Raw genomic sequence first — 11,426 nt, 5'->3', positions numbered from 1 at the left:
AAAGCATCGCTCGTCACCACTCTGGCGACCGTGTAGCGCACGCCGGCCCTCAATCCGCCCTTGAGCTCTTCATCCAGTGACCTGGCCGCGTCGACCAGGAAACGGGGTGCGTTCTGGTCGGCCAGCGTGTCGGCGAGTGTGTCGGTGATCTTGCGGACGTCGATCTTGTGGACCAGACCATCGGTGGCACGCTCGATGATCAGGTCCTGGACAGCGGGGTCTCGGGCGAGGGGTGAGACCGTCTGCTCATACCGATCAACGTCGGTGACCTCGGAATTTACCCAGGTGGCGACGACGCTGATGGGCGCCATCAGAACAGCCAGCAGGAGGAGCAGGGAGGCTCCCCAAAGGCGCAGGCGACGGTTTCGCATGCCGAGAGTGCGCCGCAGCCGCTCGTACTCCGCCCGTTCGACATGGTCCAAAGAACGGCTCGGCCTGTGTCGGCCGTGTTCGTGCGGGCCGGAGGTGGCGGGCGGGTCCACGGCGAACTCCCTCCGCGCGCAGTCCTCGGCGCACCACGGCGGTATGCGCCCTGCGGAGCGGAAGCTACCGAACCGCTGTCTTTCCATCGTCGTTCATCGTCAACTGGCACGCAGTTTGTCCAGGAGCTTGAGGGTGACGACGCTGCACGCCCGTGGGTTCGGGAACCTCTTCGCAACCCAGCCGGTCCTGCGTCGGCCAACCGCACTGCGCCCAAAGACTCACCGCTCCCGCGCATCTCGGTGAGCCTCCTCGGTGCGAGGTAGCACTGGCGCGAGGTATGTGACGGTTGCCGGGCTACGGCCGGCAACCGGCGCCGTGAGATGCGGCAGGCAGAAAGGGTGGGGAGACCGCGGGTCGTATTCGGCTCCGAAACGGTGTTCAGCCCGCGCCCGCCGCCGTCTCGGATGCGTCCGTGCCTCCGGGGTGGCCAGGGTTCCAGCGGCAACGCGCGGTCGCAGGGCTGGACGGCATCGGCGCTCAGACTGCAGTACGGCCAGGTACTGGTGGGTGCCGGGGCGGCTTCCTGCTCGGCATTGGTGCGGCACCCGCCGTCCGGGCAGCCCTGTGGTGCTTCCTGAAGCAGCTGGACATTGTCACCATGAACCACCGTACGAAGCGGGTCGTCCCCGCTCTGGGCGTGGGCGGAGTCGTGGGTTCGCCGCAGCCGGGGTCCTCGTCCTGGTGGCAGCTCCTGCTGGGCCGTTGCTCGCGGTGGGTGCTGAGGACGGCATCTGTTTCTGGTGGAATTCCGCGCCGAGGAAGTCACTCGGTCGTGGCTTTTTGGTGTTGGTGTTCAATCCGAGAGTGGCGCGCCCGAGGTCAGGGCACGTCGTCGAGCATGTCGGGTGTCAGGTCGCCTCGGGTGCGGAGTACACGGGGTCGGTGGCGGTAGTGCTTCGTGCGGTACAGGCTCAGGACGTCTCGCGGCGAATGAGGAGAGGGGTCGCCAGCACGCCGGCCACTACGGGTTCGGTGTGGGCGGATCGTTCCAGCATGGAGCGGATCGCGGTGCACACATGGTCCGCTATCTCCAGAGGATTGAGCGCGAGCGAGGAGAGTGCCGGTCTCAGGAATGTGGCGATGGGCAGGTTGTCGGCACCCACCAGGGCGACGTCGTCCGGCATCACCGCACCCAGGTCGTCCAGCGCGCGGTGCAGCAGCGCCCCGTATTCGTCGTTGTAGGTGAACACCGCGGTCGGGCCGCCGGGGCGCCGTACGGCTGCGGCTGCGGCTGCCGCGGAATCGTGGGTCGCCTCCATGATGATTTCCTCACTCCGTGCACCAGCCGCGTGGACCGCGTTCCTCAGTCCTTCGGCACGGTCGCGGCCCATGCTCTGCAGTGGGCCGGAGGGGACGATCGCGGCAAGGTGCCGGTGCCCGACGGCGAGCAGGTGCGCGGCCGCTTCGGCACCGACCCGCTCCTGGTCGAACACCAGGGCGTCGGCCCAGGGCACGGGCCGCTCGGAGATCATCAGGACCTCGGTTCCGGCACGGCGCAGCAGGGCGACGGAGGACTTGGTGCATCGGTCGGCCGTCACCAGGACCGCAGCCGGGCGCAGCTCCGCCCACGTGCGTGCCGCTGCGGTCCCGGTGGCCGTACGGTCCCCGTGGACGAGCAGGGTCAGACCGCTCTCGCGGAGCTTTTCGGAGAGATGTTCGATCATGGTGTCGATCGCGGGGTTGAGCGGGATCCGGGGCAGCGGCATCAGTACGAGCCGGCTGCTCCCCGCCCGCAGCCGGCGCGCCGAGACGTCGGGGGCGTAGCCGAGCTCACGCACGGCGGCCAGGACCCGTTCGCGGGTTGCCTCGGGGATGCGTGCGGTGGGGACGTCGTTGACGACGAGCGAGACCGTGGAACGCGACACGCGTGCGAGTCGCGCGACGTCCGCGCTGGTCGGCGCGCGTCCAGCGGCTGAGTTCACGGCGTCTCCTGCGGTTCTGTGGCTTCGCTCCGAACCTTAGCGGGGTCTTCACAAACATGGTGACACGTGTGACCATCGCTCCGGGCAAGTGGTCACACGTGTCACCACTTGCTCGGAGCTGTACGAGCCGAGCACGGACCATGCAAGGACGCCAGACGCCCTCCGCATGTAATGACAACGAGGTCACCATGATCACTTCGAGTTCCGAGCGCACTGCCGTCTCCGGTGGCGCGCCCTTGGACGAGTCCGGTGCCAGACCCGGACGCACGCCCGGAGAGCGACGCCTGCTGGGCGGCCTCATGGCCAACAGCATCACCCTGTTCGCCGTCTACGGTGCGGTGCCGACCGTGCTGCTCGCGGATCTGGTCGGCGAGATCGACCCTGGTGGCAAGGCCACCGCCCTGGGCGTCATCAGCGCGATCTCGGCGGTCGGCTCCGCGCTGGCCAACCCCATCGCCGGGGCGCTGTCCGACCGCACCCGCAGCCGCTTCGGACGGCGCGCGCCGTGGATGGCGGGCGGCGCGCTGCTGGGCGGCCTTTCGCTGATCGCGCTCGGGTCGGGCAACAGCCTGGTGTGGGTCGCCGTCGCCTGGACCCTCGCGCAGATGTGCCTCAACGTCCTGCAGGCACCCCTGACCGCGGTCGTCCCCGACCGTACTCCCGCGCACCGGCGCGGATACTTCTCCTCGGCGGCGGGACTGGCGCAGATGCTCGGCGGAGGGCTCGGCACCGCACTGGCCGCCGGCTTCGCCAACGCACTGGGGCTGGGCTTCACCGTCTTCGGCCTGCTGGTCATCGCCGGCACCGCCGTGTTCGTCCTGCTCAACCGCGAACCCTCCACGGCCGGCGCCCAGGTCGCCCCGTTCCACCTGAAGACGTTCCTGGCCGGGTTCTGGGTCAGCCCACGCCGTCACCCGGACTTCGCGTGGGCCTTCCTCGGCCGCTTCTTGATGGTCCTGGGCTACTTCAGCGTCGCGTCCTACCAGCTCTACATCCTGGAGGACTACATAGGCCTGAGCCACAGCAGTGCCAACCACCTGGTTCCGCTGCTCAGCCTCGCCATGCTGCCCGGCATGATCCTCATGATCGTGGTGATGGGCCCGCTGTCGGACCGCCTCGGCCGCCGCAAGCCGTTCGTCGTCGCCGCCTCCCTCGGTATGGCACTCGCGCTCGCCGTACCGCTGGCCGTCCCGTCCGAAGGCGCCATGTTCGCCTACTCGGTGCTCGTGGGACTCTCCTTCGGCACCTACATGGCCGTGGACACCGCCCTGATGACCCAGGTCCTGCCCAATCCGGACGATGCCGCCAAGGACATGGGTGTCCTCAACATCGCCAACGCCGGACCCCAGGCCCTGGCCCCGGCCCTTGCCGCCGTCGCCGTCACCCTGCTCGGCGGGTACCGCTCGCTGTTCGCCGTCGCGATCGTCCTGATCGTGGCCGCGGCGCTGAGCGTGAAGCCGATCCGCTCGGTCCGCTGACCCGACGCCCCGAACCGGAACGGGAGCGGACCCGGGTGCATACGTGACCCCCGCCCGTCCGCTGAGGACCCGCCGTCCGCCGGACCGGACACTCGCGGGCGGCGGGTCCCCGAAGCGGGACTCGCGTACCGCACGAAAGGTGTCGAGCGACCGACACCACCGCCACAACCAGACACTGAACGACCGATCCAGACAGGGAAAGAAGACCATGAGCACGAACGGGCCCTGGAACAGCGACGCATCCCCCGAGCGGCGTGCGGACGCCCTGCTCTCGCAGATGACCCTCGACGAAAAGGCGATGCAGCTGTCCGCGACGATCCCGATCCCGCTGCTCGGCGTCGACGGCCTGATCGAGTCGCAGGCGGCCAAGCTGCTGGGATCCGGCATCGGACACGTGTCGGCCATCGGGCTGTTCGGACACAAGTCGCCCGGGACGATCGCCCGCGCGGTCAACTCGATTCAGCGCTTCCTGGTCGAACGCACCCGTCTGGGCATCCCGGCCATCTTCCACAACGAGGCCCTCAACGGGGTCCTGGCGCCGGACTTCACGGTCTTCCCCACCGCGATCGGTCTCGCCGCCACCTGGGATCGCGAAGCGGTCGAGGAGATGGCGGACCTGACGCGCCGGCAGATGCGCAGCGTCGGGCTGCTGCAGGCACTGTCACCGGTGATGGATGTCGCCCGCGACGCCCGCTGGGGTCGCGTCCACGAGACGTACGGCGAGGACCCCTACCTGGTCTCGGCGCTGAGCGTGGCGTTCACGAAGGGGCTGCAGGGAGCCGATCTGCGCGACGGTGTCATCGCCACGGCGAAGCACTTCCTGGGCTACGCGATGACCGAGGGCGGGCAGAACATGGCCGCGACCCAGGCCACCGCCCGCGAGCTGCGCGAAGTGTACGCACGGCCGTTCGCCGCGGCGATCGAGCTCGCGGGCCTCGGCTCGATCATGAACTCCTACTCCGAGGTCGACGGAATCCCGGTCGGCGCGTCCAAGGAGATCCTCACCGGGCTGCTTCGCGACGAACTGGGCTTCGAGGGCACCGTCGTCTCGGACTACCAGACCGTCGGGATGCTGCACGCGCGGCAGAGCGTCGCCCGGGACTTCGCCGAGGCCGGTGCGCTGGCCCTGACAGCCGGCCTGGACGTCGAGCTGCCCGCGGTGGTGGGCTACGGCTCCAACCTGGCCGACCAGGTGCGCTCCGGAGCGGTCGCCGAGGAGGTCCTCGACGCCGCGGTACGGCGCGTACTGCGCGACAAGTTCGCACTGGGACTGTTCGACCGTCCCTACGTCGACGAGGACCCGATCGTCCTGACGGAGACCGCCCACCAGGGCGTCGACCTCGCCGACCGCCTCGCCGGCGAATCGCTGACCCTGCTGAAGAACGACGGACCGGTCCTGCCGCTGTCCACCCGAACGCGGCGGATCGCGATCGTCGGCCCGCACGCCGACGAAGTCGGATTCGCCTTCCCCGGCTACACCTACCCGGTCGCACTCACGATGCTCGGGGCCATGATGGGCGGCGGCGACGGCGCCATGGCGGGTCTCGACGCACTCGGCGGCGACATGCCGCCCGAGGCCATCGCAGCCGCCGGTGCCGAGTTCGGTCCGGCACTGGCGGTGGGCCCGGAGGACTACATCCGTCACCGGTACAACGCCATCAGTCTCGCGGACGCGATCCGGGAACTGGCGCCCGACGCCGAGGTCACCGTCGTGCCCGGCTGCGGCGTGCTCGACTCGGAGCCGCAGGACATCGACGCCGCGGTCGCGGCCGCCGCGAACGCCGACGTCGTGATCGCCGCGATCGGCGGCCGCGGCGGCTGGTTCTTCGGCGCGACCACGGAGGGCGAGGGTTCCGACTCGGCCGACATCGAACTGCCGCGTCCCCAGCGTGCGTTGCTCGATGCTGTCGCGGCGACGGGCACTCCCGTCGTGGGCGTTCTCTCCACCGGGCGGCCGATGGCCCTCACCGAGTCCCTCCCGTCGCTGTCCGCCCTGGTGCACGCGTACTACGGCGGCCAGCAGGGAACGCGTGCGGTCGCGAAGGCGCTGTTCGGCATCACCAACCCCGGCGGCAAGCTCCCCTACAGCATGCCCCGGCACACCGGCCAGGTCCCTCTCTACGCGGGGCAGCACAACGGCAGCGGCTACCGCCGCACAGCCTCCGACATGCACAAGGGCTACCACGACCTGCCCGCGACACCGCTGTTCGCCTTCGGCCACGGTCTCAGCTACACGTCGTTCGCCTACGGCGCCCTGACCCTGAGCGGCACCACCGTCGAGAGTGACGGCTCCGTCGAGATCAGCGTCGCTGTCGAGAACACCGGGACCGTGAGCGGCGACGAAGTGGTCCAGCTGTACGTCAGCGACACGGCGACCGGCCTCGCGAGGCCGGCACAGGAGCTCGTCGGATTCCGCCGGATCACGCTCGCACCCGGGGAGGTCAAGACGGTGACCTTCTCGGTGCGGATGGACCAGCTCGGCTACCTCGGACTCGACCGCAGCGGCTTCATCATCGAGCCGGGACCCATCGACGTACTCCTCGGGTCCGCTTCCGACGACATCCGTGCACGAGGGGGCTTCGAGGTCGTCGGTCCGACGGTTCGGCTCGGTCGGTCGCGCTCGTTCCTGTCGGAATCGAGGGTCGGCTGATTCGCGCGACATTCCGCTCTCGACGCCGCTCGTTCTCCCTTGTGACGTCGTGAGCGGGCGCGCTTCCCGCGGCGCACAGCTGGGCGATGCTCGCGTTCGCCGGGGTGGGCGGGTTCGCCATGGGCATGTACTGGGCAGTGGACCAGGCCCTCGTGGTCGAGGTGCTGCCAATCATGGCGACCGCCGCCAAGGACCTGGGCATCCTCGACATGGCCAACACCGGCGGCCAGATCGTCGCTCCCGCCATCACCGCGGCCGTGATCGCCGGCACCGGTGGCTACCGGTCGCTGTTCCTGGTCTGCGTCATCGCGTGCGTGCTCGCCGCCGCCTGCATCTTCCCGATCAAGAACGCCCGCTGACCCGGACATCCCGCCACGTCGGCGCGAAGGCCGCGCCGCACCCACGAAAGGGCCTGCAGCCGTGAGTACCACGATCGAGGACGTTCCCCTGGGCGCCAGGGACCGGTCCGTCAACCCGTTCCTGCCCGGCAACGAGTTCATCCCGGACGGGGAGCCGCGCGTGTTCGGCGACCGCGTCTACCTCTACGGGTCGCACGACGTGGCGGGCGCCGCGACGCGCATGTGCGCGGGGGACTACGTCTGCTGGTCGGCGGCCCTCGACGACCTCGCGCACTGGCGCTACGAGGGTGTCATCTACCGGCGGCTGCAGGACCCGTACGTGCGCAGCGTCGCAGACAGGCCGGACCCGAACGGTTTGGTGTCCGGTCTGTTCGCGCCGGACGTCATCCGCATCGACGACACCTACTACCTGTACTACGGCGTCGGGATGTCCAGGTCCGGGTTCGGCGTCGCGACGGCGACATCGCCGACGGGACCGTTCGAGTACGTGGGGCGGGTCCGCTACCCGGCGGCGGACCAGCCGGCCGGAGGGCGCGACGACCAGGACGGCGTCGACGACGAAGACCTGCCATTCGGCAAGAACGTCGGGCTGTTCCGCAACGGCCGGATGTCGAAGGAATACCCCTACGACCCGGCCCTGCTGCACCACCAGGGGCGGCTCTTCCTCTACTTCGGCCTGGCCAACTGCTCGGTGATCGAACTGGACCCGGCCGACAAGCGCACCGTCGTGCGCAACGCGACGACCGGCCAGTACGTGACGCCGATCTTCCGCACCAGCGCGATCGCCCCCGCACTCGCCCTGGCCTCGGGCCGGCGACGCAGGACGGCGTTCATGAACGGCCCCTCCATCCGAGAGATCGACGGCCGGTTCTGGCTGTCCTACTGGGCAGTCGGCGGTGGCGGGTTCTTCGGGATGTACCACGCCGTCGCCGACCACCCGCTCGGCCCCTTCCAGCCCGTGGGACCGCTCGTCTCGCTGGGCAACGCGTGGAAGAACACCCCACCGGGGCCCACGGACCGGGTGGGCAACACCCACGGCGGAATGTTCGAGGCGAACGGCACCTGGTACCAGGTCTACCACCGCCACACCGCGGACGGACGGCAGGCCTGCGCCACCCCGCTCACCCGCACCCCGCACGGCGGGTTCGAGCACGCCGAATACACCTCCCGGGGCCTGGATACCCGCGACCTCGACGCGTTCCGGGCCTGGCCGGCCTCGATCGCCTGCCACCTGGTCGGACCGCGCAGCCTGCCAGGCCGCTCCCGGCGCCCGTCGATCGTGCTGCGCGAGGACCCGCGCGGCACCGAGGACGAGTCCGGGCGACGCACCCTCCAGGTCGTCAGCGACACCCACCGCGGCGGCTCGATCGGATTCAAGTACCTGGACTTCGGCCCGGACCGCGTCCCGCACACCCTCCTCGTCGAGATCGACGCGCGCAGCGCCGGCCGGATCCAGGTGTACGTCGACGTGCCGCACACCGGCCCGCACATCGCGACCGTGCCGGTGCCGGCGAGCGCCGTCGGCGCGGGATGGCGCACCCTCAGGGTGACCACGGCCGCCGTGACCGGGTCGCACGCCCTGTTCATGGTGTTCGAACCAGACAGCGGCCCGCTCGGCGACCTGTCCCTGTTCGCCTTCCAGCGACGCGAGGACGCCGCCGAGTAGCACGCGGCACTCGAGCCGCTAGGTGAGCCACCCGGTGAGGCAGCCGTCTCCGGCCGTGTTCAGGATGCGGGCGGAATACCCACAAGCACGGTCTACGGGCCCGGTGGCCGCCCCTGTGCACGTACTGCTTCAGTCCGCAGCAACCTGTGCGGCAAGGGCGTGGGGTGGTTGACTTCTGCGTTCGCTGCTTCGCTGACGGTGCATGCACGTCGTGGCGGGGTGTGGGTCTGGTGTTCCTTCGACCCGGCAGCCGTCCGGGTCCTGGGCGGGAGGGTTTCGGTGCCCGGGCCGGACGGGCGGCTTGTGGGCCGCTTCGTAGTCCAGGCCGATGCTGTCTGCCAGTTCGTCCTCGTCGAACCGGACACGATCGCCCTCTGAGAACAACGTGCTTCCCCTGGGCAGGCGCAATCCGCAAACCGTACGGCGAGCGCGCGCGGGGCATGCGGGCATCGTCGTCTTGCAGCGACCCCCTCCGGATGAAGGGGCCCTGGCCACAGCCTTCGAGCTTCGCGGGCCGGACGTCAACCGTGAACGCGGCGACCGGACGCTTCCGGCAGCCGTCGGCGATGGGTGCAAATGGGGGGACCCCCTGCGGCCGGGACGCCGATGCTGCGAGCGTCAGATGTAGCTCACCGCTGGATCACGGCCGCCCTCCGCGTGCAGATCGCCGGCGCAGCAGTGGGCGCAGCCCGTGCGGCTGGAGGACGGAGGGCGCGAGGTCGCCTGAACTCGGCGTTTCGGGACGGCGGAAGGCCCCCGGTGCGGTGGGTACCGGGGGCCTTCCGCGACAGCGACGGAGTCGCTGCCGCGGCCGGGCGGTGTCTCGGCCGGGCCGGATTCTGCCGGCGGTCCGGCCGGGGAGCGGTCACGCGCCCGGCTTCGGGAGTCCGTCGCGGACCGGCCTGCCACCGGCCCGAGACGGAGAGGTCGGTGGTTCAGGCTGCTTCGTCGCCTGTGACGGCGTGTGCGGGCCAGTCGACCAGGGTGGAGGCAAACCAGGTCCAACCGCGGCAGCGCCATGCAGCCGACTGGACGGCGAGTCGGCTGCGGTGGTCGTCCCACTTCCCCGCATCGGCCGGCGACCAGGCTCGTTCGGCGATGCCGGCGAGGCGGGGCAGGAGGAGGAATTCGAGGTCCTCGCCCGAGGTGACCGTCTCGCACCAGACGGCGGCCTCGACTCCGGCGATGGTGGCTTCGGCGGCAGTGGCGGCAGCGAGCGCGCGGTCGGGGTCCCAGTCGTAGCTCTGCTCTACGGTCTTGGGCGGGTAGACGGGCAGGCCCACCCGGGCGCGCCGGGTCTCGCCGTCGGCGTCGGCGGCCGGTTCGGCGTAGGGGCGGTCGAGGTACAGGTGCGAGGTGGGCGAGAGCAGTACGCGGGCTCCCTTGCCTGCGGCACGGTCGACGTCGTGCTCGGCCTTGGCCATCATCTCGGTGAATACAGCGGCCATCGGTTCGGGCATCAACTGGGTCAGGGCACCGGAGTCCAGCACCTGCCGCATCTCCGTGGCCTCGATCCAGTACTGCACGACGTCCTCGGGGCCGACGGCGGATCGGGCGGTCTCCTGCCAGCCGACGGCGCGCCGGCCCAGCGAGAGAGCGATGTCCCGGGCGCGGTCGACGAAGGAGGCGTGCGCGTCGTCAGGCATGCCGAAGGCCTCGTCGCCGCCGAGGTGGAGGTAGGCGGAGCCGGGGAAAAGACGGGCCACGTCGGTGAGGACGTCGCGCACGAACCGCCAGGTGATGTCCCGCTCGGGGTCGAGAGTGCCGATCGGTATCGGCATCGGCCCCGGGCCGACGACGGCGGAGCCGGTGGGCGCGAGTTCGGGGTAGGACCGGAACACCGCCTGGCAGTGGCCCGGCATGTCGATCTCCGGCACCACGGTGATGAACCGCTGCCGCGCGTGGGTGACGATGCGGTCGATGTCCTCGACGCTGTACCAGCCACCGGGACGATCGCCCAGCGCGCCGTCCCCGCCGACCTCGGTGAGGGCGGGCCATCCCGTGATGGGGACACGCCAGCCCTGATCGTCGGTGAGGTGCAGGTGCAGCACGTTGAGCTTGTGCAGGCTGAGGATGTCCAGGACGCGCACCACCTGGTCGGCGTCGTGGAAGGTGCGCGCGACGTCCAGGGACAGGCCACGCCAGGCGTACCGCGGCGCGTCGAGGACGCGCAGTGGCGGCAGTTCGGCGGTTCCGTCGGGCCGCAGTCCGGCGGTCAGCAACTGCCGGAGGCTGGTCAGGCCGCGGTGCGCGCCTTCGGCCGTAGCCGCCCATACGCGCACGTACGTGCTCTGGACTTCCAGTCCGTACCGTTCGGCGGTCGGGTCGCCGTCGTCAGCCCTGACGCCATCCGCCTTCGGCAGGGCGGCCAGCTCCGCGGCGTCGGGACCGTCGGTGACGAGCTCCACCCGGATCGCCGCCACGGCGGCGGTCGGCTCGACGGTCAGGGACAGGCCGGTGTCGCGGGCGACGTCGTTGACGAACACACGTGCCGCTTCGGCGAGTTCGGGGCCGCAGGCCACGGTGGTTCCCGGTGTGACCGGGAAGGCGGCTCCGCCCGGTGTGCCGAGGCGCAGCGGTGCCGGTATGAGGGGGTGGTTCATCGTGTGCCTACTTAACGGATCGGATCGGGATGATCGCCAGGGCGCCGGCGACCGCGAAGAGCAGGGCGATCGGGAAGAGCGCCGGGTAGCCGGCCACGGTGACGATGGCGCCGCCGAGGAAGGGGCCGATGGTCTGCGGCAGGGTGGCCGCGATGTTGAGGACGCCGAGGTCCTTGGCGTAGGAGGACTCGTCGGGCAGCACCTCGGACATCAGCGCGGAGTCGACGGCCTGGTACATGCCGAACCCGAGGCCGGCGATCACCGT

Annotated in this window: 6 protein-coding genes and 2 pseudogenes; 4 read left to right on the top strand and 4 right to left on the bottom strand. The window is 70.3% G+C overall.

What is annotated here, in order from left to right:
• A pseudogene (locus ACFYW8_RS26175) lies at positions 1–482 on the bottom strand (hypothetical protein); the annotation flags it as partial.
• Between the two features lie 912 nt (positions 483–1,394).
• Entirely contained in the window at positions 1,395–2,405 is a 1,011-nt protein-coding gene (locus ACFYW8_RS26170; RefSeq protein ID WP_389080649.1) for a LacI family DNA-binding transcriptional regulator, read from the bottom strand.
• A 188-nt stretch (positions 2,406–2,593) separates the two neighbouring features.
• On the opposite strand from ACFYW8_RS26170, the gene ACFYW8_RS26165 reads away from it, so the two are divergent.
• From ACFYW8_RS26165 to ACFYW8_RS26150, 4 genes and pseudogenes are all read left to right on the top strand, one after another.
• Positions 2,594–3,883, top strand: a complete 1,290-nt coding sequence (locus tag ACFYW8_RS26165) for an MFS transporter (RefSeq protein WP_389080646.1) — start codon at positions 2,594–2,596, stop codon at positions 3,881–3,883.
• 208 nt (positions 3,884–4,091) lie between these two features.
• Positions 4,092–6,533 (top strand): beta-glucosidase, encoded by a 2,442-nt coding sequence (locus ACFYW8_RS26160; protein WP_389080643.1) that lies wholly within the window; start codon positions 4,092–4,094, stop codon positions 6,531–6,533.
• A gap of 74 nt (positions 6,534–6,607) precedes the next feature.
• Positions 6,608–6,892, top strand: a pseudogene (locus ACFYW8_RS26155) (MFS transporter); the annotation flags it as partial.
• Between the two features lie 61 nt (positions 6,893–6,953).
• Positions 6,954–8,558 carry a family 43 glycosylhydrolase gene (locus ACFYW8_RS26150; protein WP_389080640.1) on the top strand — a complete coding sequence of 535 codons (1,605 nt, stop codon included), beginning with the start codon at positions 6,954–6,956 and terminating at the stop codon, positions 8,556–8,558.
• A gap of 935 nt (positions 8,559–9,493) precedes the next feature.
• Here the strand turns inward: ACFYW8_RS26150 and ACFYW8_RS26145 are convergent.
• Both ACFYW8_RS26145 and ACFYW8_RS26140 read right to left on the bottom strand, forming a co-directional pair.
• The gene (locus tag ACFYW8_RS26145) at positions 9,494–11,161 is read right to left on the bottom strand and encodes a beta-N-acetylhexosaminidase (RefSeq protein WP_389080638.1); all 1,668 of its coding nucleotides are present in this window, start codon (positions 11,159–11,161) and stop codon (positions 9,494–9,496) included.
• A 7-nt stretch (positions 11,162–11,168) separates the two neighbouring features.
• The gene (locus ACFYW8_RS26140; protein ID WP_389080635.1) at positions 11,169–11,423 is read right to left on the bottom strand and encodes a hypothetical protein; all 255 of its coding nucleotides are present in this window, start codon (positions 11,421–11,423) and stop codon (positions 11,169–11,171) included.
• Between the last annotated feature and the right edge of the window lie 3 nt (positions 11,424–11,426).

The organism is Streptomyces sp. NPDC002742 (assembly GCF_042888885.1).
GTDB lineage: Bacteria > Actinomycetota > Actinomycetes > Streptomycetales > Streptomycetaceae > Streptomyces.
This window is presented reverse-complemented; position numbering and strand designations above follow the sequence as displayed.

Excerpts from the sequence above, each read along its gene's own strand:
- ACFYW8_RS26165 (WP_389080646.1), top strand. The coding sequence starts at position 2,594 with ATGATCACTTCGAGTTCCGAGCGCACTGCCGTCTCCGGTGGCGCGCCC.
- ACFYW8_RS26160 (WP_389080643.1), top strand. The coding sequence starts at position 4,092 with ATGAGCACGAACGGGCCCTGGAACAGCGACGCATCCCCCGAGCGGCGT.
- ACFYW8_RS26145 (WP_389080638.1), bottom strand. The coding sequence starts at position 11,161 with ATGAACCACCCCCTCATACCGGCACCGCTGCGCCTCGGCACACCGGGC.